At 66.1% G+C, this 22,170-nt stretch carries 23 protein-coding genes and 1 pseudogene; 11 read left to right on the top strand and 13 right to left on the bottom strand.

All coding sequences use genetic code 11. The features are described from left to right. Nucleotides 1-13 precede the first annotated feature (13 nt). From G0D83_RS21165 to G0D83_RS21145, 5 genes and pseudogenes are all read right to left on the bottom strand, one after another. Nucleotides 14-208, bottom strand: coding sequence for a hypothetical protein (locus G0D83_RS21165; protein WP_235940192.1), 195 nt, complete (start codon nucleotides 206-208; stop codon nucleotides 14-16). Nucleotides 209-504: 296 nt separating this feature from the next. After that, nucleotides 505-1,140, bottom strand: a complete 636-nt coding sequence (locus G0D83_RS21160) for an outer membrane protein (RefSeq protein WP_235958164.1) — start codon at nucleotides 1,138-1,140, stop codon at nucleotides 505-507. A gap of 513 nt (nucleotides 1,141-1,653) precedes the next feature. Further along, nucleotides 1,654-2,006: pseudogene (locus G0D83_RS21155) on the bottom strand (transposase); the annotation flags it as partial. 81 nt (nucleotides 2,007-2,087) lie between these two features. Next, a complete protein-coding gene (locus G0D83_RS21150) occupies nucleotides 2,088-2,588 on the bottom strand; it encodes a dihydrofolate reductase (protein ID WP_108968535.1) in 501 nt (166 codons plus the stop codon). Continuing rightward, nucleotides 2,588-3,418 carry a thymidylate synthase gene (locus G0D83_RS21145; RefSeq protein ID WP_164196680.1) on the bottom strand — a complete coding sequence of 277 codons (831 nt, stop codon included), beginning with the start codon at nucleotides 3,416-3,418 and terminating at the stop codon, nucleotides 2,588-2,590. The genes G0D83_RS21150 and G0D83_RS21145 overlap by 1 nt, the downstream gene beginning before the upstream one ends. 248 nt (nucleotides 3,419-3,666) lie before the next feature. Between G0D83_RS21145 and G0D83_RS21140 the strand changes: the two genes are divergently transcribed. The 5 genes from G0D83_RS21140 (at nucleotide 3,667) to htpX (ending at nucleotide 8,560) form a co-directional block, all read left to right on the top strand. Then, on the top strand, nucleotides 3,667-4,740 hold the full coding sequence (locus tag G0D83_RS21140; RefSeq protein ID WP_164196679.1) for a hypothetical protein: 1,074 nt from the start codon (nucleotides 3,667-3,669) through the stop codon (nucleotides 4,738-4,740). Nucleotides 4,741-4,749: 9 nt separating this feature from the next. Further along, nucleotides 4,750-6,195 (top strand): hypothetical protein, encoded by a 1,446-nt coding sequence (locus G0D83_RS21135; protein ID WP_164196678.1) that lies wholly within the window; start codon nucleotides 4,750-4,752, stop codon nucleotides 6,193-6,195. A 77-nt stretch (nucleotides 6,196-6,272) separates the two neighbouring features. Further along, nucleotides 6,273-6,707: a VOC family protein gene (locus G0D83_RS21130; RefSeq protein ID WP_095883302.1), complete on the top strand. Its 435-nt coding sequence runs from the start codon at nucleotides 6,273-6,275 to the stop codon at nucleotides 6,705-6,707. A gap of 4 nt (nucleotides 6,708-6,711) precedes the next feature. After that, the gene (locus tag G0D83_RS21125) at nucleotides 6,712-7,449 is read left to right on the top strand and encodes a DUF1194 domain-containing protein (RefSeq protein WP_164196677.1); all 738 of its coding nucleotides are present in this window, start codon (nucleotides 6,712-6,714) and stop codon (nucleotides 7,447-7,449) included. A 79-nt stretch (nucleotides 7,450-7,528) separates the two neighbouring features. Continuing rightward, nucleotides 7,529-8,560 (top strand): zinc metalloprotease HtpX, encoded by a 1,032-nt coding sequence (gene htpX / locus G0D83_RS21120; protein ID WP_164196676.1) that lies wholly within the window; start codon nucleotides 7,529-7,531, stop codon nucleotides 8,558-8,560. Between the two features lie 31 nt (nucleotides 8,561-8,591). On the opposite strand, the gene G0D83_RS21115 is transcribed toward htpX, so the two are convergent. The 3 genes from G0D83_RS21115 to G0D83_RS21105 form a co-directional block, all read right to left on the bottom strand. Continuing rightward, a complete protein-coding gene (locus tag G0D83_RS21115; RefSeq protein WP_108969856.1) occupies nucleotides 8,592-9,089 on the bottom strand; it encodes a winged helix DNA-binding protein in 498 nt (165 codons plus the stop codon). Between the two features lie 151 nt (nucleotides 9,090-9,240). Beyond that, nucleotides 9,241-9,516: a succinate dehydrogenase assembly factor 2 gene (locus G0D83_RS21110; RefSeq protein ID WP_108968547.1), complete on the bottom strand. Its 276-nt coding sequence runs from the start codon at nucleotides 9,514-9,516 to the stop codon at nucleotides 9,241-9,243. Between the two features lies 1 nt (nucleotide 9,517). After that, on the bottom strand, nucleotides 9,518-9,913 hold the full coding sequence (locus tag G0D83_RS21105) for a helix-turn-helix domain-containing protein (protein ID WP_108968548.1): 396 nt from the start codon (nucleotides 9,911-9,913) through the stop codon (nucleotides 9,518-9,520). 114 nt (nucleotides 9,914-10,027) lie between these two features. Here G0D83_RS21105 and G0D83_RS21100 point away from each other — a divergent pair, with 114 nt between their 5' ends. Continuing rightward, nucleotides 10,028-11,230, top strand: coding sequence for a pyridoxal phosphate-dependent aminotransferase (locus G0D83_RS21100; protein WP_164196675.1), 1,203 nt, complete (start codon nucleotides 10,028-10,030; stop codon nucleotides 11,228-11,230). Continuing rightward, complete coding sequence (locus G0D83_RS21095; RefSeq protein ID WP_164196674.1) at nucleotides 11,230-11,634, top strand: hypothetical protein; 405 nt, start codon at nucleotides 11,230-11,232, stop codon at nucleotides 11,632-11,634. Before G0D83_RS21100 ends, G0D83_RS21095 begins: the two co-directional genes overlap by 1 nt. Before the next feature lie 21 nt (nucleotides 11,635-11,655). On the opposite strand, the gene G0D83_RS21090 is transcribed toward G0D83_RS21095, so the two are convergent. Then, nucleotides 11,656-12,591 carry a LysR family transcriptional regulator gene (locus tag G0D83_RS21090; protein ID WP_164196673.1) on the bottom strand — a complete coding sequence of 312 codons (936 nt, stop codon included), beginning with the start codon at nucleotides 12,589-12,591 and terminating at the stop codon, nucleotides 11,656-11,658. A gap of 178 nt (nucleotides 12,592-12,769) precedes the next feature. On the opposite strand from G0D83_RS21090, the gene betC reads away from it, so the two are divergent. The 4 genes from betC to G0D83_RS21070 all read left to right on the top strand — a co-directional run bounded on the left by betC (nucleotide 12,770) and on the right by G0D83_RS21070 (nucleotide 17,506). Continuing rightward, the gene (gene betC / locus G0D83_RS21085) at nucleotides 12,770-14,293 is read left to right on the top strand and encodes a choline-sulfatase (protein ID WP_164196672.1); all 1,524 of its coding nucleotides are present in this window, start codon (nucleotides 12,770-12,772) and stop codon (nucleotides 14,291-14,293) included. A 105-nt stretch (nucleotides 14,294-14,398) separates the two neighbouring features. Further along, nucleotides 14,399-16,060 (top strand): BCCT family transporter, encoded by a 1,662-nt coding sequence (locus G0D83_RS21080; protein WP_164196671.1) that lies wholly within the window; start codon nucleotides 14,399-14,401, stop codon nucleotides 16,058-16,060. Between the two features lie 223 nt (nucleotides 16,061-16,283). After that, the gene (locus G0D83_RS21075) at nucleotides 16,284-16,616 is read left to right on the top strand and encodes a hypothetical protein (protein WP_164196670.1); all 333 of its coding nucleotides are present in this window, start codon (nucleotides 16,284-16,286) and stop codon (nucleotides 16,614-16,616) included. Nucleotides 16,617-16,714: 98 nt separating this feature from the next. Next, nucleotides 16,715-17,506 carry an inositol monophosphatase family protein gene (locus G0D83_RS21070; RefSeq protein WP_108968562.1) on the top strand — a complete coding sequence of 264 codons (792 nt, stop codon included), beginning with the start codon at nucleotides 16,715-16,717 and terminating at the stop codon, nucleotides 17,504-17,506. 117 nt (nucleotides 17,507-17,623) lie between these two features. Here the strand turns inward: G0D83_RS21070 and G0D83_RS21065 are convergent, their stop codons facing one another. The 4 genes from G0D83_RS21065 to G0D83_RS21050 all read right to left on the bottom strand — a co-directional run bounded on the left by G0D83_RS21065 (nucleotide 17,624) and on the right by G0D83_RS21050 (nucleotide 22,091). Further along, entirely contained in the window at nucleotides 17,624-18,007 is a 384-nt protein-coding gene (locus G0D83_RS21065; RefSeq protein ID WP_164196669.1) for a GFA family protein, read from the bottom strand. Next, nucleotides 17,992-18,768: a rhomboid family intramembrane serine protease gene (locus G0D83_RS21060; protein ID WP_164196668.1), complete on the bottom strand. Its 777-nt coding sequence runs from the start codon at nucleotides 18,766-18,768 to the stop codon at nucleotides 17,992-17,994. The genes G0D83_RS21065 and G0D83_RS21060 overlap by 16 nt, the downstream gene beginning before the upstream one ends. 231 nt (nucleotides 18,769-18,999) lie before the next feature. Beyond that, entirely contained in the window at nucleotides 19,000-19,428 is a 429-nt protein-coding gene (locus G0D83_RS21055; RefSeq protein WP_164196667.1) for a universal stress protein, read from the bottom strand. An 11-nt stretch (nucleotides 19,429-19,439) separates the two neighbouring features. Next, nucleotides 19,440-22,091 carry a TRAP transporter permease gene (locus tag G0D83_RS21050; RefSeq protein WP_108968569.1) on the bottom strand — a complete coding sequence of 884 codons (2,652 nt, stop codon included), beginning with the start codon at nucleotides 22,089-22,091 and terminating at the stop codon, nucleotides 19,440-19,442. Nucleotides 22,092-22,170: the final 79 nt, after the last annotated feature.

Genomic DNA, 22,170 nt, shown 5'->3' with positions numbered 1-22,170 from the left:
ATGACGCTGAGGATCAGGCCGGATCTTGTGGTTCCATGCGCGACCAATGGGCGCCCATGGCGACAATGCAGGAGGTTCCGGAGGCATAGGTGATGACCATCGTCCAGTTGTCGCGCGGGTCGAGCCAGAGCTCAAGCACTTCGTCCGGGCTGCGCAGGCCGGTGGAGGTAAGCGTCGCGCCCTGCTGGCGTTTCAGGCGCTGCGTCATGCGCGATGAGGGTTCGCAGATCACCTCGGCAATGGGTGAGGTGGCCGCGGCGGGAAGGCCACAGAGGCTGCCGGACAGGGCGGCCGCACAGGCCGCGACAATCGCCGGAAGGGGAATCGAAACGCTGCGCCACATGCGGGAGAGTGTAACGTCTTCATGACGAAATCCCTAATACGGGAGGGGTGGCTGCGAAAAGTTTCGTCGGGCGCAGGAGCCCGCGGGAAAAACGAAATGCCCGGCCTCATCACGAGGCCGGGCATCGGTCGCAGGGCCAGCGGCCCCGCAACGCGTCTGGATCAGAAGCGGTAGTTCAGCGAGACGTTGAACTGGGTGTTCTTCAGTTCCATGTCGTCGGCGTCGAAGTCGGTGAACTCGTTGTAGGTGATCTCGGTGCCGACGGTCCAGTTGTCGGTCAGGAAGGTTTCGGTGCCGATCCCTGCGAAGTAACCGTTGGAGTCGCCTCCGTCGATGTCACCACCGCTGGTGAACGCCTTGGCATAGCCGCCCGTGCCGTACACCATGGTGTTGCCCATGTCGTAGCCGGCGCGAAGGCCTGCGCGCATGATGCCGTCGAGGTCGCCGGCCGCGCCGAGGTCTGCGTCGCTCCAGTCGTACTGGAGGCCGCCGCCCATGACCCAGTTGCCGAAGTCGTAGTCATAGTACGTCTTCAGGCCGTAGGTCATCGCTTCTTCGTAGTCGTCCGGGGTGCCATCGGTGTCGAAGGCGCCGTAGCCCAGCTGAACACCGCCGGAGAAGCCGGTCCAGTCACGGCCAGCTGCGACGGGCACGGGAACCGGGGTCACGACGGGCTCGACAACGGTGGGTGCGATGCTGCCGGCGAACGCCGGAACTGCCACGGTGCCTGCCAGGAGGGCCGGGAGGGCGATGCGTGCGAGTTTCATTGGGTCTGCTCCAATTTCTTCATGTTTCATCATGTGTTGTCCACTCTCGTTTCGGAGCGTGTGACTGAGGATACAACCAAACTTTCGTCCGGAACGATCCACACATAGTGGTCACATGAACGTGCTGTGGCGGAACCACCACGAAAAACGCCCTCTTCGCGGGGGCTCGGCCAAATGCAGCCGTAGCGTGAGCGCCGACAGGCAAAAACTGGCTCATGATTGCAGGGGCTTGGAACCTTTTTTGGCCGGGGGACGCAGCGTCAACGTCAGGATTCACACGGCCCCGTGAGCAGCGCGAGAGCCGGCGACCCGCCCGGCAGCGCATTTCACACGACTCAGGCACCCCCGCAGGCACCGGCCACGCGCGCTTGCGGCTTAGGGGGTCGAGGAAGAGGCGCGGCGGGAGGCGAAGGAATGGGGCGACGGGCGCAAGGGGCCCTTTTGCACATTCGCCTGATGGCTGGGGCTCCCCTTTCCCCGGACGGATATATCCCGCGGCTTGCGTGGCGGAGATGTCCGCTGCCCGGCAGTGTATTGCGAAGCAATGTCACGAGAGGAAATCAACAGATGACGCAGGCCCTTGGACCCGCGATGTGGGATTTTGACAGCCAGAGTCTTCTGAGCGCGCGACCGCGTGCCGAACTCGGGCACCGTCCAATCGAGACCGACCCGCCGCAGCTAGCTTTCCACGAAGCCTGCCGTCTGGCGGAGGGCCATGCCGAACAGCACTTTGATCGAAAGGCAGATCTGGATCGCGGCATCGCTATGTGGTCGCTGGGCCGGTCGGTGCGGCATCCCAGGTCACAGTGGGATCGAACCAAACGGTCAGCGAACCTCGGCGCTTGAACGCTTCAGTAGGGTGGCCGGTCGCTGGTCCTGTAGGTCCGGGGCGTGGGTCATTCCATGCATCTCAGCGAACACGCTGGATTCACGAGATGAATCCTCCACGCGATTTGTGGAGCAGAGCCAGCCCGACGTCATCTGGGTTCGGGGTTGTCTGCAAATGGCCTTACCAACTCTCGCACCACACAGCGCGGCCCCTCACCGCCCAATTCCTTGCACCCCAATTCACGCCACTCCGCCTCGTCGAAGGCCGGGAAGAAGGCGTCCGCCCCCTCGACCTCGAGGTCGACCTCCGTGACGAGCAGCCGGTCGGCCTTGGGCAGCAGCCCCTCGTACACCGTTGTCCCGCCCATGCCGTAGACCCGGAAATAGCCCAACTCGCGCGCCAGATCCAAAGCCTCGTCCAGCGAGCCCACCACGTGCTCGGTCAGCGAGCTGTCCCGAGAGACCACGATATTGAGACGGTTCTTCAGGGGTTTGACCGGCAGGCTCTCCCAGGTGCGGCGGCCCATGATGAGCGCGCCGCCCGAGGTCTCGCGCTGGAACATCTTGAGGTCCTCGGGCGAGAACCAGGGGATGTCATTGTCTCGGCCGATGGCGCCGTTGCGGGCGCGGGCGACGATCAGGCTCAGCATCAGACCGCCACCGGTGCCTTGATCGCGGGCTCGGGCGCGTAGTTCTCGATGATGAAATCGTCGAAGCGGAAGTCGAAGAGCGAGGGCACATCGCGCGCGAGGCGCAGCGTCGGCAGCGCGTGCGGTGTGCGCGCAAGCTGTGTTTCCACCTGCTCGAGGTGGTTGAGATAGATATGCGCGTCGCCGATCGAGTGGATGAAATCGCCGGGTTCGTAGCCGGTCACATGCGCCAGCATCACCGTCAGCAGCGCGTAGGAGGCGATGTTGAACGGCACGCCGAGGAACATGTCCGCCGAGCGCTGGTAGAGCTGCAGGTGCAGCTTGCCGCCGATGATCCGCACCTGCCAGAGCGTGTGGCAGGGGGGCAGGGCCATCTGCCCGATCTCGCCGGGGTTCCAGGCCGAGACGATGAGCCGGCGGCTGTCGGGGCTCGTCTTGATCATCTCGACGAGCTGGGCGATCTGGTCGACCTCGCCGAGCAGAAGGCGGGTCGCGCCATCGTCGCCGATCTCTTCGCGGATGGTCGGGAAGTGGCGCCACTGGTGGCCGTAGACCGGGCCGAGATCGCCGTTCTCGTCGGCCCATTCGTCCCAGATCGAAACGCCGTTGTCCTTGAGATACTTGATATTGGTGTCACCGGCGAGGAACCACAGCAGTTCGTGGATGATCGAGCGCAGGTGCAGCTTCTTGGTGGTCACCAGCGGGAAACCCTCGGCGAGCGGGTAGCGACACTGCATTCCGAAATAGGAGATGGTGCCGGTGCCGGTGCGGTCGGTCGAGCGGGTGCCAAGATCGCGCACGGTGCGCAGGGCGTCGAGATACTGGCGCATGGGGCCTCCGGGCTGGTCGTGTTGCCCCTCCGAGATAGCGGATCAGGGCGGCGAGGCAAAGGCGGATCCGCCGGTTTTTGGCAAGATGTTGGGGAAAGGCGGGACCGGCGGGCGATATGCTGTGGCGGCAGATTTGTCTCACTTCGGCGTCAATGCTGTTTGCATCAGGGGTTGAACGTTGCTCGGTGATCAGGTGGCTCGCTAGAAAATACCAAAGAGTTTCAACGCGCAGTTTACGGGGCAGTTCTATGGAGAAGGTCTGGATCGCGGCGGCTTTTGCCGGGCTTTTGGCGGGCTGTGGAAGCAGCGGCAGCAGCAACGACGATTGCGTCCGGGACAACCCGCTGCAGGCGTGCGAGGACACCAGCAGTGATGGCACCGACGGGACCGACGAGGACGGCACCGACGGGACTGACGACACGGTGGATTCCGGCAGCACGAGGACTCCCGAGGACATTGAGGCCACCGTCGCCAGCTTCAGCTTTGCCTCCGACATGAGCGCGCTCACCGTTCAGATCAACGGATTGGACACCAGCCCGGTCAGTGCCGTCTACGAACGCAACGACCGGCTCACCGAGGTGATGGGGCTCGACGACTACGTGGCCTACTCGGTGCAGGAGGATCCGCTGGATCGATTTTTCCTGGCTCTTGGCGGCATGAGCCCTGACGAGAGTGTTTCGGCGGTTGCCGTAGGTGACGGTGGCCAGTTCAATACGGTCTTCCAGGACGGCTACTATCGCCGTGTCGGAGCTTTTGATCCGCCCGACTTCGAGAGCGATCCTGCGTCGGGGCAGGTCTCCTACGTTGGGAACTATGCCGCGGTGACGAACGTGGTCACCCGCGATGGTCTGGATCTGAAACCGGTCGGCACCCTGCCGGATGATTATGCAGAACTCGACCTGCCGGGGCAGCCGGTTCCGATGACCGGCGTGATCTTCCTCAATGTCAACTTTGCCGAAGCCGCGCTCAACGGACAAATCCTGAACCGGAAGATGTACGATCCGCGCGACGTCCGACCCGAAGGCGTCAGCGGGGTCACCAGTGTCGGCAACATCATCCTCGAAGAGGGGGTGATCGACGAGATCGGTGAGTTTGCGGGCAATGGCGTCTTCACCGACGATTCTGCCGCAGGGACGTTCAGCGGTGTCTTTGGCGGCGAAGGCGCGGCCTATGCAGCGGGCAATACCGAACTCTCGTGGTCGATCTCTTCTCTCTTCGGAGAGGACGGTGATTACGACGTGAAGGAAGTCGGCATGTTTGTCCTGACCCAATGCGGCAAGTCCGGCGCACGCGAAGACATCTGCAGCCTCGTCGCCCACTAAGGCCCGACGTTGGAACTGCATAGCTTGCGCCATGCGGCGATCGCCGTTTCCGCCGCCCTGTTTTTCACCTGTCAGGATGGGGCGCTGGCTGAGCCGTCCGCGCAGACCACCTCCGCGGCCGTCTCCTCCGAAGCGGCCTCGGCGCTTGCTGGCATGACCCTGAGCGCCGCGCAGATGCGCATCGCCGCGCTGCGGGCGGTGCAGACGGGGCATTATGCGCTGGCGGCGGAGCTTGGCGGGCTGCTGCTGCGGGCCGATCCCTCGGACCCCTACGGCCATTTCGTCATCGCCCAGGCCGAGCTGCGCCGTGGCAATACCACCGCCGCGCGCAAGGCGGCCCGGCAGACGCTGCGCTATGCCCGAACCGACGTGCAGAAACACGAGGCGGCGCGGGTCATGGCGGCAGCCTATGCGCAAGACGAGAGTTACTTCCTGTCGCAGCTCTGGATGCGCCGCGCAATGATGGACGTGCCCAGCGAGGCGCTCGGGCGGCGCGCGGGGCGCGAATACAAGGCATCGCGCACCCTGTCGCGGCTCAGCCTGTCGCTCGAGCTCTCGGCCGCTCCCTCGTCGAACGTCAACGGCGGCGCGTCGGAAGAGATCAGCACCGTCGATGGGCTGCCCTTGGTCGGCATCCTCTCGCCCTCGGCACAGGCTCTCTCGGGGTTTTCCGCGCGCGGCGCGCTCTCGCTGGGCTACGCGGTGCAGCGCGGGCCGACGTCCGAGACCACGCTGCGCGGCTACGGCACGCTGCGGCGGGTCTGGCTCAGCGATGAGGCGCGGGACAAGGCCCCGAGCGTCGAGAATTCCGACTTCGGCGCCTCTTCGATGGAGATCGGCCTGCAGCACCGGCGCCGGCTCGGCGACAAGGGGCCGGTGGTGTCTGGCAGCGCCACGCTCGGACGTGCCTGGCAAGGCGGGCGGCACAGCTACGACTACCGCCGCGCCGCGTTCAGTCTCGTGCAGCCGCTGGGAGTGGTCACCGCGCTGACCGCCGGCCTGTCGTGGCAGCACCAGCAGGATGCGGATACCGCTTACAATGATGTCGATACGGTCGGCTACCAGCTCGGGGTGATCCATGATCTGGGAACGCCGGGAACGGTTTCGGCCATGCTGATCGGCGGCACGGCGGAGTCGCAGAATGGCCAGATCACCCGTGACACTCGCGGGCTGCGGCTTGGCTACGAGCCTGGTGCGCCGCTGGGACCGCTGCGCCTGTCCTTTGCTGTCTCGGCCTTCGAACACCGCTACCCCGAGTACCGCGTGCTCTTCCCGGTGCCCGGCGGGCGCGCGGACCAGGTCTGGCGGGCCGAGATGCAGGTCACATTCGAAAAGCTCGATTACGCCGGGTTCGTGCCGGTGCTCGATCTCAGCGCCGAGCGCTCCGAGAGCAACGTGAGCCGGTTCGAGACCGAGACCCTGGCCCTCAGCCTCGGCTTCAAGTCGCGCTTCTGAACGTGAAGTCTCGACAAGTGGGCGCGGCCTGCTAGCCTAGGGGTCAAAGACCCAAGACTAAGAGGAAAGGGCAAGAAATGCCGATCCGCTATCTGCACACAATGGTTCGCGTGAAGGATCTCGATAAATCCATCGCATTTTACGAGTTGCTGGGGCTGAAGGAGCGCCGCCGCACGGAAAGCGAGAAGGGTCGCTTCACCCTGGTCTTCCTCTGCCCGCCCGATCAGGACGATGGCACGGCCGACGTGGAACTAACCTACAACTGGGACGGCGACGAGGGGCTGCCGTCGGATTCGCGGCACTTCGGGCATCTTGCCTATTCCGTGCCGGACATCTACGCGGCCTGCCAGGCGCTCATGGACGCCGGGGTGACGATCAACCGCCCGCCGCGCGACGGCCACATGGCCTTCGTGCGCTCGCCTGACAACGTGTCGATCGAGCTGCTGCAGCAGGGCGATGCCAAGGAACCGGCGGAACCCTGGGCGAGCATGCCCAACACCGGCCACTGGTAAGCGCATGGGCGGGCGTCTTGCCGCGACGCTCACTCTGGGGCTGGGCCTCTGGTCCGGCTCCGCAGCCATGGCGCAGGAGTCGTCCTGCCGGCTTGCACTGCTGCTGGCGCTCGATGTCTCCTCCTCGGTCGATGATCAAGAGTACCGGCTGCAAAAGGAGGGGCTCGCGGGGGCGCTGCGCGATCCCGACGTGCGCCGCGCGATCCTCGAGGGCGGCGGCGGCGTGGCGCTTTCGGCCTATGAATGGAGCGGGCGCAACCAGTCGCAGCTGGTGCTCGACTGGACCATGCTGCGCGACGAGGCGACGATCGACGCTGTGGTGGTGCGGCTCCTCAGCGCGCCGCGCAGCTACAACCGCTATCCCACCGCCATGGGCTACGCGCTTGGCTTCGGCGCTGGCATCCTCGAGGCCGCCCCGGATTGCGAGCGGCAAGTGATCGATGTCTCGGGCGACGGGATCACCAACGACGGATTTCGCCCGCAGCAGGCCTACAGCCATTACCCCTTCGAGGGTGTGACGGTGAACGGGCTGGCGGTGATGGGTTCGGACCCGCGGGTGGTCGAGTATTTCGAGGGCGAGGTGCGGCACGGGCCGGGCGCCTTCGTCGAGGTGGCGTCGGGTTACAGGGATTTCCTGCGCGCCATGTCGCGCAAGCTTTTCCGCGAGCTCAATGACATGATGGTGGGCGAATTGGTGCCCATCCCCGGCCCCGAGGGGCCCCTCGACTCGGCGCTGCGCTGAGCCCGGCTTGGTTCGGCATGGCCGCGGGCCTATATGTCGAGCAAGACGCTCCCCCGATCCAGCCTGACGGAGACACGCCATGGGATATGCGAAGACAGCCCTTCTGATGGCCGCGATGACGGCCCTCTTCATGGGGCTCGGCTACCTGATCGGCGGCAGCTCCGGCATGGTGATCGCGTTGATCTTCGCCGGGGGGATGAACGTCTTCACCTGGTGGAACTCCGACAAGATGGTGCTGCGTATGCACGGCGCGCAGCCGCTTTCGCCGGGTGATCGCTTCGGGCTGCACGACATGGTGGCGCAGTTGGCGCGGAACGCCGGGCTGCCGATGCCCAAGGTCTACCTGATGGACACCCCGCAGCCCAACGCCTTTGCCACCGGGCGCAACCCGCAGAACGCCGCGGTGGCGGTGACCACGGGGCTGCTGCGCAGCCTCTCTCGGGAGGAGCTTGCGGGGGTGGTGGCGCATGAGCTGGCGCATATCCGGAACCACGATACGGCGATCATGACCGTCACCGCGACCTTTGCCGGGGCGATCTCGATGCTGGCCAACTTCGCCTTCTTCTTCGGCGGCTCGCGTGACGAGAACCGCATGGGGATTGTCGGCACGTTGGCGATGATGTTTCTCGCGCCAATGGCGGCGGGGCTGGTGCAGATGGCGATCAGCCGGACGCGCGAATATGCCGCCGATAAGGCCGGGGCCGAGATCTGCGGCAATCCGCTGTGGCTGGCCTCGGCGCTGGGGCAGATCCAGCGCGGGGCGTCGCGGATCGACAACTTGCGGGCCGAGGCGAACCCGGCCACCGCGCATATGTTCATCATCAACCCGCTTCACATGCACAAGCGCGACAACCTCTTCGCCACGCACCCGTCGACCGAGAACCGCATCGCGGCGCTGCAGGCGCTTGCGGCACGGGGCGGCCATGGTCAGCCGCGCGGCGCGCAGCGCGGCGGCATCTCCGGCGACTGGGCTGGGGCGGGCGGCGAGTTCGACGGTCGGGCCGAGGGCCGCGAGGTGGTCGAGGATGATCCGCGCAAATCCAGTGTCGCGGGGCGTCCGCGTCCGGTACCGCGCAAGCGGCGTGAGGGGGACGAAGGGCCCTGGAGCTGACCCTCACCGGTGCTGGTGGCGGTCGTCCGACCTAGTAGATGTAGCGGATCTGATCCGTCCAGAACCGCTCCAGCCTCCGCAGCCCGCTGTTGACGTCCTCGAGCCCCTGCAGATCGAGGATCTGACGCGCCTCGATGCCTTCGGAATGGCGTTGGAACAGATCGTCGACCAAGGCGCGGATATTGCGCCCCTTCTCGGTCAGTCGCACCCGCACCGAACGGCGGTCGATTTCGCAGCGCTGGTGGTGCATGTAGCCCATGTCGACCAGCTTCTTGAGATTGTAGCTGACGTTCGAGCCCTGGTAGTAGCCGCGCGATTTGAGCTCGCCGGCCGTCACCTCATTGTCGCCGATGTTGAACAGCAGCAGCGCCTGCACCGCGTTGATCTCGAGGATGCCGACGCGCTCGAACTCATCCTTGATCACGTCGAGCAGCAATCGGTGCAGCCGTTCGAGCAGCGAAAGGGACTCGAGGTAGCCCGCCACGTAGCCGGTGGCGGGTTTTCTTCCAAGGGGGGCGTGGATGCTCATGATCGTCTCCGCCAGTGCCATGCGGCCCAATGCCGAATGACCGAAGGTTCTGGAGCGAAAAGACCAAGAAGTGGTTAAATCTAGTCACATGTGGCGAAAAGCGCGGAGGCCGCGCCTTTCGATCTCGGCGTCGGCCAGTCCGGCCCGGGTCTCAGCCGTTCGCGGCGACCCTGGCGATCTCGGCGATCAGCGGGCGCAGTTCCTCGGGCGCGGGGCGCTGGCCGGAAATCCACTGGTAGAGATCGGGGTCATACTCGTCGAGCAGCGCCTCGTAGGCGTCGAGCTCGGCCTCGGTCATCACCTCGAGCCGGGCATCGGTGTAGCGCACGAGGATGATGTCCATCTCCTTGGTGCCGCGGCGCATCGAGCGCATGCGCAGCCGCTTGAGCCGGTGTTCGCGGGTCTCGCCAGTGAGTTCTGCCGTCATCTCAGGCCCCTTCCTTGAGCATCTTGCGCAATTTCTTCTCGAGGCGGCCCAGACGCTCGCCCGTCGCGCGCATTTCGCCGCGCAGGGCGCGAAGTTCAAGCAGCGTTTCGTCCAGATCGGGGGAAATCTGCGGCTCTTCCGCGTCCGGGGCCGAGACGCCGTCGCCCTCGCCGGTGATCAGCCAGACCATGGGCACCCCCAGCAGGCCGGCCAGCATCTGCAGCCGGTTCGCGCGTGGCTCCGAGAGGTCGTTCTCCCAGCCCTGCAGCGTCTTCAGCCGTACGCCGAGCCGCCGTGCCAGCGCCTCCTGCTCCATGCCGGCGGCCTCTCGGGCGGCGGCGAGCCGGTCGCCGAAGGTGGCCGCATCGGGGCCGTACCAATCGTTGTCGTCGATCATGACTCTCCTTTCGCGGCATTCGTGCCACCGGGGCCGGCGACGCGGGGGAAGCCGCTTGAACGGTGTCGGGGCGCAGCCTATGACATGAGGCGCAGCAATACAAACGGTGCCATAATGCCCTTTCTTTCCGAGACCCTCTCCCGCGTGAAACCCTCGCCGACCGTGGCAGTGACCCAGCTTGCCAACGAGCTGAAGGCGGCTGGGAAGGACGTGATCGGCCTTGGCGCCGGGGAGCCGGATTTCGACACGCCCGAGCACATCCGGAACGCGGCGAAGGCGGCCATCGACGCGGGCAAGACCCGCTACACTGCCCCCGACGGCATCATCGAGCTGAAGCAGGCGATCTGCGCCAAGTTCGCCCGCGAGAACGGGCTGAGCTACGTGCCGTCGCAGATCTCGGTCTCGACCGGGGGCAAGCAGGTGCTGTTCAACGCCTTCCTCGCCACGCTGAACCCCGGCGACGAGGTGATCATCCCCGCGCCTTACTGGGTGAGCTATCCCGACATGGTGCGCCTCGGTCAGGGCGAGCCGGTGATCATCGAGGGCGCGCCGGAGCGCGGCTACAAGATCACCCCCGACCAGCTCGAGGCGGCGATCACCCCCAGGACCAAGTGGTTCCTGTTTAACTCGCCGTCGAACCCCACCGGCGCGGGCTACTCGCGCGCCGAGCTGAAGGCGCTGACCGACGTGCTGATGAAGCACCCGCACGTTTGGATCATGTCCGACGACATGTACGAGCACCTCGCCTATGACGGTTTCGAGTTCTGCACCCCGGCCGAGGTCGAGCCGGCGCTCTACGAGCGCACTTTGACCTGCAACGGCGTGTCGAAAGCCTATGCGATGACCGGCTGGCGCATCGGCTACGCGGGTGGCCCCGAGCAGCTGATCGCCGCCATGCGCAAGATCCAGTCGCAGAGCACCACCAACCCCTGCTCGATCAGCCAGTGGGCGGCGGTCGAGGCGCTGAACGGGCCGCAGGAGTTCCTCGGCGAATGGGTCGAGGTGTTCAAGCGTCGCCGCGACCTCGTGGTCGAGGCGTTGAACGCCATCGACGGCATCACCTGCCCGACCCCCGAGGGCGCCTTCTACGTCTACCCGACCATCAACGGCCTGCTGGGCAAGACCTCGGCAGGTGGTCGCAAGATCGACACCGACGAGGATTTCGCGACGGCGCTGCTGGAGGAAAACGGCGTCGCCGTGGTCTTCGGCGCGGCCTTCGGCCTGTCGCCCGCGTTCCGCATCTCTTACGCCACCTCGGACGCGGCGCTGACCGAAGCCTGCAAGCGTATCGCGGCCTTCTGCGAAGGCCTCAGCTGATGGCCGGGGCGCTGCCGGAGTTCTTTTTCCGGACTCGCGACAACGGGGCCCTCGTGTTCCGCGTGGACAGCGAGAACCGGCAGCGCCGCATCGAGATGACCCAGATCGCCGTCGTCAACCTCGGCAAGGGCGAGGTGCGCGCCCATGGCGAGCACCAGCTCACCCCCGAGGAACTGGCGGCGATCGGCGCTTGGATCGAAGAGCGCAAGGCGCTGCTGGCGCGGCGCGGCCTCGACGAGATGCAACGCACCGTCGACCAGCTCAATGCCGCCGCGCAATGGGCGCAGTCCAAGGCCTCCGACGCCGAACTGGACGCGCTCACCGACGCGCTGCTGCTGGCCATGCACGACCTGCGCGGCGTGCTGGTGCGCCGCCGGGCCGAGAAGCTCAGCCGCGAGGGCTGAGCCCGGCGACTCGGCAGCAATTCACCCGCTGAAATTGTCGCGGATCCAGGCGTAGACCGCGCGCAGCTCTTCGCCCGGCTGGCGGGCGAGCATTCGCAGCATGTAGCCATGTCCGCTCTCGAGCTCGGCCCGTGCGGCGGCGGGCAGGGCGGGCACCAGCGCCCCGGTCTCCAGCCGGCTGTCGACCAGCCCGCGCCAGCCGAGCGCCACGCCCAGCCCCTTTTCCGCCGCCTGGATCACGTGGTCGTAGCTGTTGAAGCTGATCCGCTCGCCGCCTCCGCGCACCTCTGGTTCCGGCCCGAGCTGCGCCAGCCAGCTGCTCCAGGTGAACCAGGGTGCGCCGTGCTCCGAGGTCAGCTCGATGAGCGGTAGCCCCTGCAGCGGGTCCGGGCGACCAAGACCCGGATGCGCCGCGAGGAAGCCGGGGCTGCAGACGGCCATGACCCGCTCGGGAAAGAGACAGCAGGTGCGCTCGCTTTCCTCCTGCCGTGGCTCCATGCGGATCCGCAGGTCAGCTTCGCGATCGGCGCCGGCCTCGGGCAGTTGCCGCGTCAGCAGCGAGAGGCCGAGCTCGGGGAAGGCGGCGCAAAGCGAAGGAAAGACCGGCAGGAAGCGCAGGCTGGCAAAGGCGAGGTCGGTCTCGATCACCACCGTCCGGCGGCGGGCGGGGCGCTGGAACCGGGCAAAGCCGGCGGCGGCCTCGCCGAGATGCGGGGCCAGCGCCGCGCGGAGCGCCTGCCCGTCGCGGGTCAGCGCAACGCCGCGCCGCTCGCGCCGCAGCAGGCCCTTCCCGAGCGCTTCCTCGAGCGACTTCATCCGCTGGCTCAGACGCGGCTGCGAGAGCCCCGCCAACTCGGCGGCGCGCGAGAGCTGGCCGCAGTCCGCCACCAGCAGGAAGAGGCTGAGATCGGCGCTGTAGCGCGCGAAGGTGCCATAAGGATTATCAATGTCAGGCATTAGGTGATTTCGTGATGCTTATTGTCTGAAGTCAACTACTCTCTTCAAAACTTATATCAGCACACAATGCGCAATCGCTGCGCGCCCCGCTTTTCCAACGGGCGGGCCGGGCGGCGTTGCGACAGAGACGCCCGCCCTTTGGCGGGCGCAACGCCGCGTGGAAAGGACAGCGCCCCGCATGAGCCAGACGAGCCGACCGAACATCCTGATCTTCATGGTCGACCAGCTGAACGGGACCCTGTTCCCCGACGGGCCAGCCGAGTGGCTGCACGCCCCCAACCTCAAGGCGCTGGCGGCGCGCTCGACCCGCTTCCGCAATGCCTACACCGCCTCTCCGCTCTGCGCGCCGGGCCGGGCGAGCTACATGTCGGGCCAGCTGCCCTCGCGCACCGGGGTCTACGACAATGCCGCCGAATTCGCCTCGTCGATCCCCACCTACGCGCACCATCTGCGCCGCGCGGGCTACCAGACCTGCCTCTCGGGCAAGATGCATTTCGTCGGACCGGACCAGCTGCACGGCTTCGAGGAACGGCTGACCACCGACATCTACCCGCCCGATTTCGGCTGGACCCCGGACTACCGCAAGCCCGGCGAGCGCATCGACTGGTGGTATCACAACATGGGCTCGGTCACCGGTTCGGGCGTCGCCGAGATTTCCAACCAGATGGAGTATGACGACGAGGTCGCCTACAACGCCACGCGCAAGGTCTACGATCTTGGCCGCGGCCATGACGACCGGCCGTGGTGCCTGACCGTCAGCTTCACCCACCCGCATGATCCCTACGTGGCGCGGCGCAAGTACTGGGACCTCTACGAGGACTGCGAGCACCTGCTTCCCGAGGTCGGGACAATCCCCTACGAAGAGCACGACCCGCATTCGCAGCGCATCTTCGACGCCAACGACTGGCGCAGCTTCGAGCTGACCGAAGACGACGTGCGCCGCTCGCGCCGCGCCTATTTCGCCAATATCTCCTATCTCGACGACAAGATCGGCGAGGTCATGGAGGCGCTGCGCGGCACCCGGCAGGAAGAGAACACCATCATCCTGCTTGTCTCGGATCACGGCGACATGCTCGGCAATCGCGGGCTCTGGTTCAAGATGTCCTTCTTCGAAGGCTCGTCCCGCGTGCCGATGATGATCGCCGCGCCGCAGATGGCGCCGGGCCGGGTCGACACGCCGGTCAGCAACATCGACGTCTGCCCCACGCTCTGCGACCTCGCCGGCGTGGCAATGGACGAGATCGCCCCCTGGACCGATGGCGAAAGCCTCGTGCCGCTGGGGCAGGGCGGGGCGCGCGGCACGCCGGTCGCCATGGAGTACGCCGCCGAGGCCTCTTACGCGCCGCTGGTCTGTCTGCGGCAAGGGCGCTGGAAGTACATCCGCTGCGCGCTAGATCCCGATCTCCTGTTTGATCTCGAGACGGACCCGCACGAATTGACCAACTTCGCCGAAGACCCGCAGCACGCGGCAACGCTGGGCACCTTCCGCACCGCCGCCGATGCCCGATGGGATCTCGCCCGGTTCGACGCCGAGGTGCGCCAGAGCCAGGCCCGGCGCTGGATCGTCTACGAGGCGCTGCGCAACGGCAGCTATTTCCCCTGGGACTTCCAGCCGCTGCAGAAGGCCTCGGAGCGGTACATGCGCAACCACATGGATCTCAACGTTGTCGAGGAGAACGCGCGCTTCCCCCGCGGTGAGTGACGCAGCGACCTTGACGCGATTTCGGTCCGACCCATCAAAACCCGGCCGCCAATGGGCGCTGCGGCCGGAGTAAACCCAACGCCCGACCAACAGGGACAGAGCCGCATGGCGAAAATTGAACCTCCTCTCTCAGACCTGCCGATCAAGACCGCCGACAAGGGTTTCTACAACGGCTTCTCGCTCGACGTGACCGTGACCTCCAAGCTTGCCGTGGGCGGGTTGGTGCTCTGGGCCGTCGCCTTCCCCGAGCAGGCGGGCGGCGTGCTCGGCGGGCTCAACACCTTCATTCTGGCGAACTTCGCCAGCTGGTACATCTACGTGATGGCCTTCTTCGTGCTGGTCTGCCTGGCGCTGGCGATCTGGCCTGCGGCCGGCAAGCTCAAGCTCGGGCATGACGACGAAACCCCCGAGTTCGACAACTTCTCGTGGTTCTCCATGATGTTCGGCGCGGGCATCGGGGTCGGCATGCTGACCTGGGCGGTGGCCGAGCCGATCTACCACTTCCGCAACAACCCCGAGGTGATCCAAGGGCTCGCGGAGGGCGAAAGCGTGAACAACTTCATGAACGCCTACCAATACAGCTACCTGCACTGGGGCTTCTCTGCCTGGTCCTCCTACGCCATCGCCGGTCTGGCGCTGGGGTATTTTACCTACCGCCGCGGCCTGCCGCTGACCATCCGCTCGTCGCTGACGCCGCTCTTCGGCTCGGCGCTCTCGGGCCCCCTTGGCCACATTGTCGACATCGTCGCGGTGATCGCCACCATCCTCGGCGTCGCTCAGACGCTCGGCTTCGGCGTCGAGCAGTTCGTCGCCGGAATGAGCAAGATCGGCATCGGCGACTGGCTCGTCACAGCCGAGGGCAACGCTTCGCCCGCCGGCATCATCGTGGCTCTGGTGGTGATCATGGGCGCCTCAACCCTCTCGGCGCTCTCGGGCGTGGGCAAGGGCATCAAGTGGCTGTCCAACATCAACATGGGGCTGTCGATCTTCCTGCTGGCCTTCCTGATGATCTTCGGCTCCACCTGGTTCGGCATGCAGGCGCTCTTTCTCGGCATGATCGACTACATCATCGCGCTGCCGAAGATGCTGTTCACGGTCTACCGTCCAGACGGCACCGAGACCGGCGACGCGCTCTCGGGCTGGCAGGGCGCCTGGACGGTGTTCTACTGGGCCTGGTGGGTGGCCTTCGCCCCCTTCGTCGGTCTCTTCCTCGCCCGCATCTCGCGCGGCCGCACCATCCGCGAGTTCGTGCTGGGCGCGATGATCGTGCCGTCGATCATGTGCTTCGTGTGGTTCTCCTTCGCCGGCGGCACGGCCATCGAAATGGAACTCTCGGGGGTCGCAGACGGCGCGATCTTCGGCTCCACCGACGGCGCCAAGATCTTCACCATGACCGGCCTCATGCTGGGCGACGTGCTGGGGTGGTGCATGGCGGTGATCATCGTGATTCTGCTGATGACCTATCTCGTGACCTCGGCCGACTCGGCGGTGCTGATCGTCAACACCATCAACGCGGCGGGCGACGAGGGCCCGAAAGCGCGCCCGCACATCATCTTCTGGGGCGTCACGCTCGGCCTCGTGGTCGGGGCGTTGCTGCTGGTTGGCGGGCTGACCGCGATCCAGACCGCCATGGTGATCGGCGCGCTGCCCTTCTCGGTGGTGATGCTGCTGATGTGCCTCGGCTTGTTCAAGGCAATCTACCGCGACGGTCTGCGCGCGCGTCACGGCGTGCCCTCGGTGACCGTGGAGATGCCGCCCGCTGAATGAAGCGGATGCGGTCACAAGGGCCGGCCGGCGCAGCACTGCGCCGGCCGGTGGCGCTTCTCGCCTGCGCGCTGTTTCCCTACGGTGCGCAATTCGCCGGATAGCGCGGTGTTGTCGCTCTCGGTCCCAATGGTCCGGCAAAATGCGGCGAAAAATTGACATACTCTCGCCGCCTGCTAGCCTCGGGCCAAGAGGTTCCCGAAGTGCGGGTTTGTGAGGGATGAAGATGCGAGTTCTCAGCATTTGCGCCGCGGCAGCGGCATTGGTGGCCCTTGCGGGCGCAGCACAAGCGGGCAGCCAGGGATACCCCGGCGACATGTACATGCCCGGCTCCGCGGGCTTCGTGGCGGGCGCCGGCAACGCACAGCCGCTGGTACAGGCCTACCCCGGCCCCAGCATGTGCGCGGGCAAGCAACAGCCGGTGATCCTCGGCGGCCAGATCTGGTGCGGCACCCCCACCGGCGGCCTCTACGCGGAGCCTGCCCAAAGCGCCCGCCGCAGCACAATGGGTACGCAGGGCGCGCCGCTGCCGCGGGCCTATGTCCCGGCCGGCCAGTAAGGCGTCGCTTCGACGCACCTCCCAAGGCCATACGGACTTGGCTTTTTCCGGCGAGCCGCGTATACGCGCGGCTTGAACCAATTCCGGGAACCGTCGCCATGCAGGGCAGTGCCAATCTCAACATCATGATCAAGGCCGCGCGCAAGGCGGGTCGGTCGCTGGTCAAGGACTTCCGCGAGGTCGAGAACCTTCAGGTCTCGATGAAGGGTGCAGGCGACTTCGTGTCGCGCGCCGACATCGCCGCCGAGAAGATTCTCAAGGATGAGCTGCTGGGCGCGCGCCCGACCTACGGCTGGCTTGGGGAAGAGGGCGGTGGCCAGGACGGCGAAGATCCGACCCGCCGCTGGATCGTCGATCCGCTGGATGGCACCACCAACTTCCTGCATGGCCTGCCGCATTGGGCGATCTCCATCGCGCTCGAGCACAAGGGCAAGATCGTCGCTGGTGTGGTGTTCGATCCGGCCAAGGACGAGATGTTCTACGCCGAGAAGGGCGCCGGCGCCTGGCTCAACGACTCGCGCCGCCTGCGGGTCTCGGGCCGCCACCGCATGATCGAGGCGATCTTCGCCACGGGCGTGCCCTTCGCCGCGAAGAAGACCCTGCCGGCGACCCTCAAGGACCTCGCCCGCCTGATGCCCGAATGCGCCGGCGTGCGGCGCTGGGGGGCGGCGGCGCTCGATCTGGCCTATGTGGCCGCGGGCCGCTACGACGGCTACTGGGAGCGCGAGCTGAACATCTGGGACATCGCCGCGGGCGGTCTCATTGCCTCCGAGGCGGGCGCGCTGGTCGAAGGCATCCGTGAAGACCAGGACCCCTACGAGACGGGCTCGATCCTCTGCGCGAGCAACAATATCTTCGACGCCTTCGCCAAGACCATTCGCGAGGTCTGAAAAGGGCGCGCGCAGCCCGCGCAACCGCGGGCGACAGGAACAGGAAGGGAGCCGCAGGGCTCCCTTTTTTATTCGCGCTTGTTTTGAAGGAAAAATACGCCCGCCGAAGCCGCCCGCTCAACGGTCGGATGGATGGTTGACCCCGTCCGACCAGGGGATCGGCTCGTGCTCTGCCGGGTTTACCCCTTCGATGCCCCCCATGTTCACCCCGAACTCATTCGGGTTCGACCGGCGCCGGTGGTACATGTAGATGCCGCAGACCGAGCAGAAGTAGTGCTGCGCGGTGTTGGTGCCGAACTGGTAGAGCGTCATCTTGTCCGCGCCCTTCACCACCTCGACCCCGTCTTTCGGCGCGGTCACGGCGGCGGCGCCCCTGCGGCGGCAGAATGAGCAGTCGCAGCGACGGGCCGTGTTCAGCCCGTCCGCCAGCGTCACCCGCAACGCGCAGGCGCCGCAGTGGCAGGTGACGGTGACTGGCCCGCTCGTCAAACTCCCGACCATGGGCCCTTCCTTCCGTTCTGGCGTGTTCCGGCGCGCGGGATATGGGTGCGGCCGATGGCGTATTTGGCGGCGGGATGCGGTGGCTGGCCGTGGGTGCGGTTCCAGAACGCCGGGCCGCCCCGCGCCAGCCAGACCGGGGCGATCATGAGGAGGCCCGCGACGAAGCCGCCCACATGCGCCCAATAGGCAACGCCCCCCTCGGCCCCGGCGCTGCCGATGCCGCTGAAGATCTGCAACCCGAACCAGACCGCCAGCAGCAGCCAGGCGGGGATCGGTAGCACCTTGAAGATGATGATCAGGATGATGAGGATGTCGACCCGCGCCTTCGGAAAGAGCAGCAGGTAGGCGCCCATGACCCCGGCAATCGCCCCCGAGGCGCCGACCGTGGGCACCGCCGAGCCGGGATCGGCCAGATATTGCAGCAGCGCCGCTGCGACGCCCGAGGCGAGGTAGAAGAGCAGGTAGCGCAGGTGCCCCAGCATATCCTCGATATTGTCGCCGAAGATGAACAGGAACAACATGTTGCCGAAGAGATGCATGAGGCCGCCATGCAGGAACATCGAGGTGAGGATGCCGGTGTATCCGTAGCCCTGCGAGATATGCGCGGGGAAGAGCGCCCACCGCTCGAAGAAGGCATCGAGCGCGGCGGGGTCGGTGAACAGCACCCAGTACCCCAGGAAGATCACCGTGTTGGCGATGATCAGCGCGTATGTGACATAGGGCGTGCGCCCCGAGGGGTTGTGGTCTCGGATCGGGAACATGGATGTCAGAGTGACGCGCGCGGGCGGGTCGTCAAGGGCGGATCGGCCGGGCGCCTGGAAAAACCCTGCACACAGGCTGTCCCCGCCGCGGCCGGGCGGCAAATCTCCTCTTCGGACGCAAGCGCGGCGTAACCGTAGTTCTGCTTCACCGTCCTGAGGACGTGCGGGGTACCGGCCGGGGAGGCTGTACTTGGAAGCCCTCGCAGACAGATCCCTTTCAAAGGTCTTTGGTTATTCGCCGCGCACGACGAAGACAGATTGTTTGGCGTGGCGGACCACCCGGGCGGCGTTCGGCCCCAGAAGGTAGTCGGCAAGCTCGGGGGTGTGCGACGACAGGACGATGGCATCGGCCTTGAGCTTGTCTGCGGCGATGAGGATCTGGTCGTAGATGCGCCCGTGCAGCACGTGCGGATGCACCTCGACCGCGTCCGGCACGTTGGCGTTCACCCAGTCCTTGAGCTTGGCGCCGACCTCCTTGAGGGCGCCCTTCTCGAAGCCCTCTCGAAAGTAGCCCGAGACCATCGACATGCCGAAGTCGGGCAGCACGGTCACCACGTGCAGCACCATGCCCTCGCCGCCGAGGTGCAGGGCCGTCGGCAGCGCCCTGGCCCAGCTCGCGGGGGCCGAGAGATCGACGGGCAGAAGGATCGTCTTGTACATCGCAAGGCTCCTCAGAAGGCCGGCACGGTCTGGCGGCGGCGTTGCATCAGGATCACCAGCCCCAGCAGCAGCAGCGCGGGGATGTAGAAGAGCTGCGCCGGCAGCCGTTCCTGCGGGACCAGCACCGAGGCGATCTGCACCGGCTCGTCGGCGTAGAAGTCGAAGCTCGCCAGCTTCTCGGCGGTGGGGGTGCCGAACATCGGCTCGTCGAGCTTCACCACGTCGCCCTCGGGGAAGAGCATCAGGCCGGAATTGTCGATCCGCTCCTGCGCATTGGCACCATGGGCGTCCATCACCAGCGTCGTCGAGGCAGTCTCGCCGGTGTTGAAATCCGGCCCTTCGATTTCCAGCCGGATCCGGCTGCCCTCCGGCAGCTCGGCCAGCACCTGCTCGAACTCGGCCGGCGGGATGTTGTGGAAGGGGCTCTGCACCATGTTCAGCCAGACGTTGGGCACGAAGAGCGTGAAGGCCACCAGCAGCAGCGCCGCGCTCTCCCAAATGCGCGAGCGGGCGAAGAAATAGCCCTGCGTGGCGGCAGCGAAGAGCAGCATGGCGAAGGTCGCGACGATGAAGACGAAGACCGCATGCGCAATTCCCGTGGCGGTGCCGAGATCGACCCCGTAGAGGATCAACGTCGGGTTGAAGATGAACAGGAACGGCAGGGCGACGGTGCGCAGGCTGTAGAAAAAGGCGGTGAAGCCGGTCTTGATCGGATCACCCCCCGAAACCGCCGCGGCCGCGAAGGACGCAAGCCCCACGGGCGGCGTCACGTCGGCCATGATGCCGAAGTAGAAGACGAAGAGATGCGCCGCGATCAGGGGAACGATCAAGCCTTCCTGCGCGCCGAGCGAAACCACCACATTGGCCATCAGCGAGGACACCACGATGTAGTTCGCCGTGGTCGGCAAGCCCATGCCAAGGATCAGCGAGAAGACCCCGACGAGGATCAGCATGATGATCAGGCTGCCGCCCGAGAGCTGCTCGACGAGGCCCGCGAGCTCTGTGCCGATGGGCGTCTTGGTGACCGTGGCGACGATGATCCCCGCCGCCGCCGTGGCGACGCCGATGCCGATCATGTTCCGCGCTCCGGCGATGAGACCGTCGATCAGGTCCTGCCAGCCGTTGCGGAATTCCTCGGCCACGCGGGCGCCTTCGCCGCGCAGGATGGCCTTGAGCGGACGCTGGGTGATGATGATCAGAAGCATCAGCGCGGTGGCGTAGAAGGCGGATTTCGCCGGGCTCTGCCGCTCGACCATCAGGAACCAGACCAGCACGATGATCGGCAGGATGTAGTGCAGCCCGGTGGCATAGACTTCGCCCACGGTGGGCAGCTTGATGTTGGGATCGCTGGGGTCGTCCACCTCGAGATCGGGGCGGCGCGCGGCGATGGCGAGAAGCCAGAGATAGACCGCGGCCAGCACCACCATCATGATCGGACCCGACAGTCCGGGGGCGACCGACTTCAGCGCGCCGACCGCGTAGATCAGCGCGGTGAAGCCCGCGCCGGCGACGGCAAATCCGATGAAGAACTTGAGGATCATGCCGCCGAAGGACTTGGCCTCGCCAAGGGCGGGCATGTTCTTCTTCAGCGCTTCGAGGTGCACGATGTAGACCAGCGCGATGTAGGAGATCACCGCCGGGATGAAGGCGTGCTTGATCACCTCGACGTAAGAGATCCCGATGAACTCGACCATCAGGAAGGCAGCGGCGCCCATCACCGGCGGCATGATCTGGCCGTTGACCGACGAGGCAACCTCGACCGAACCGGCCTGTTCGCTGGTGAAGCCGACGCGCTTCATCAGCGGGATGGTGAAGGTGCCGGTGGTGACCACATTTGCGATCGACGAGCCCGAGATAAGGCCGGTCATGGCAGAGCCGACAACCGCGGCCTTCGCAGGGCCGCCGCGCAGGTGGCCGAGCCCGGCGAAGGCGAGCTTGATGAAGTAATTGCCCGCGCCGGCCTTATCCAGCAGCGAGCCGAAGAGCACGAAGAGGAAGACGAACGCCGTTGAGACCCCGAGCGGGATGCCGAAGACGCCTGCGGTGTCGAGCCATTGCGCGTTGATGAGCGCGGTGAAGGACAGCCCCTCGTGCTCGATCAGCTCGGGGATCAGCCAGCCGGTGCCCATGTAAGCGTAAAGCAGGAAGAGCGCGCCGACGATGGTCAGCGCCGGACCCAGTGCGCGGCGGCTGGCCTCGAGAAGGATGACAAGGCCGACGGCCCCGATGATCACCTGGAACTGCGTGGGAAGCCCCGAGCGGGCGGTCAGCGCGAGTTCCTTGGAGAAGAGAAAAACGTAGAAGGCGCAGAAGCCGCCGATGGCCATGAGGATCCAGTCGGTCAGCGGCACGCGATCGCGGGGCGAGGATTTCAGCGCCGGATAGGCGAGGAAGGCCAGCAGGATGGCGAAGGTCAGGTGGATCGGCCGGGTCTGCGACGAGTTGAGCGCCGGCAGCACGTCGGCGAACCAGAGCTGCGGCTGCGCGATCCAGAGCTGGAACAGCGACCAGGCCAGCGCGAGACCCGCGATGAGCATGCCGACAAACCGGTTCGTCGGGGCCCGCGCGCCGCTGTCGGTGCTGGCAACGAGATCCTGCAGTTCTTCGTCGCTGAACTGGCGACCGCCGTGGTCGGGACCGGTCTGCTGTGGGTGGTCGGTCATGCTGCGCGCCCCTCTGATGCCGCCTTCCGGAAAGGCCCGGGCGCCTGCGCAGCGCCCGGGCCGGGTTTCATACGCGGAG

The sequence above is a fragment of the Salipiger sp. PrR003 genome (genome assembly GCF_010500785.1).
GTDB classification, from domain to species: Bacteria; Pseudomonadota; Alphaproteobacteria; order Rhodobacterales; family Rhodobacteraceae; genus Salipiger; species Salipiger pacificus_A.
Note: the sequence above shows the minus strand (reverse complement) of the source record. Positions and strands in the feature narration are given on the sequence as shown.

Coding starts and splice junctions, on each gene's coding strand:
- G0D83_RS21165 (WP_235940192.1), bottom strand. CDS start 208: ATGACGCAGCGCCTGAAACGCCAGCAGGGCGCGACGCTTACCTCCACC.
- G0D83_RS21160 (WP_235958164.1), bottom strand. CDS start 1,140: ATGAAACATGAAGAAATTGGAGCAGACCCAATGAAACTCGCACGCATC.
- G0D83_RS21150 (WP_108968535.1), bottom strand. CDS start 2,588: ATGCTGAGCCTGATCGTCGCCCGCGCCCGCAACGGCGCCATCGGCCGA.
- G0D83_RS21145 (WP_164196680.1), bottom strand. CDS start 3,418: ATGCGCCAGTATCTCGACGCCCTGCGCACCGTGCGCGATCTTGGCACC.
- G0D83_RS21140 (WP_164196679.1), top strand. CDS start 3,667: ATGGAGAAGGTCTGGATCGCGGCGGCTTTTGCCGGGCTTTTGGCGGGC.
- G0D83_RS21130 (WP_095883302.1), top strand. CDS start 6,273: ATGCCGATCCGCTATCTGCACACAATGGTTCGCGTGAAGGATCTCGAT.
- G0D83_RS21125 (WP_164196677.1), top strand. CDS start 6,712: ATGGGCGGGCGTCTTGCCGCGACGCTCACTCTGGGGCTGGGCCTCTGG.
- htpX (WP_164196676.1), top strand. CDS start 7,529: ATGGGATATGCGAAGACAGCCCTTCTGATGGCCGCGATGACGGCCCTC.
- G0D83_RS21115 (WP_108969856.1), bottom strand. CDS start 9,089: ATGAGCATCCACGCCCCCCTTGGAAGAAAACCCGCCACCGGCTACGTG.
- G0D83_RS21110 (WP_108968547.1), bottom strand. CDS start 9,516: ATGACGGCAGAACTCACTGGCGAGACCCGCGAACACCGGCTCAAGCGG.
- G0D83_RS21105 (WP_108968548.1), bottom strand. CDS start 9,913: ATGATCGACGACAACGATTGGTACGGCCCCGATGCGGCCACCTTCGGC.
- G0D83_RS21100 (WP_164196675.1), top strand. CDS start 10,028: ATGCCCTTTCTTTCCGAGACCCTCTCCCGCGTGAAACCCTCGCCGACC.
- G0D83_RS21095 (WP_164196674.1), top strand. CDS start 11,230: ATGGCCGGGGCGCTGCCGGAGTTCTTTTTCCGGACTCGCGACAACGGG.
- G0D83_RS21090 (WP_164196673.1), bottom strand. CDS start 12,591: ATGCCTGACATTGATAATCCTTATGGCACCTTCGCGCGCTACAGCGCC.
- betC (WP_164196672.1), top strand. CDS start 12,770: ATGAGCCAGACGAGCCGACCGAACATCCTGATCTTCATGGTCGACCAG.
- G0D83_RS21080 (WP_164196671.1), top strand. CDS start 14,399: ATGGCGAAAATTGAACCTCCTCTCTCAGACCTGCCGATCAAGACCGCC.
- G0D83_RS21075 (WP_164196670.1), top strand. CDS start 16,284: ATGCGAGTTCTCAGCATTTGCGCCGCGGCAGCGGCATTGGTGGCCCTT.
- G0D83_RS21070 (WP_108968562.1), top strand. CDS start 16,715: ATGCAGGGCAGTGCCAATCTCAACATCATGATCAAGGCCGCGCGCAAG.
- G0D83_RS21065 (WP_164196669.1), bottom strand. CDS start 18,007: ATGGTCGGGAGTTTGACGAGCGGGCCAGTCACCGTCACCTGCCACTGC.
- G0D83_RS21060 (WP_164196668.1), bottom strand. CDS start 18,768: ATGTTCCCGATCCGAGACCACAACCCCTCGGGGCGCACGCCCTATGTC.
- G0D83_RS21055 (WP_164196667.1), bottom strand. CDS start 19,428: ATGTACAAGACGATCCTTCTGCCCGTCGATCTCTCGGCCCCCGCGAGC.
- G0D83_RS21050 (WP_108968569.1), bottom strand. CDS start 22,091: ATGACCGACCACCCACAGCAGACCGGTCCCGACCACGGCGGTCGCCAG.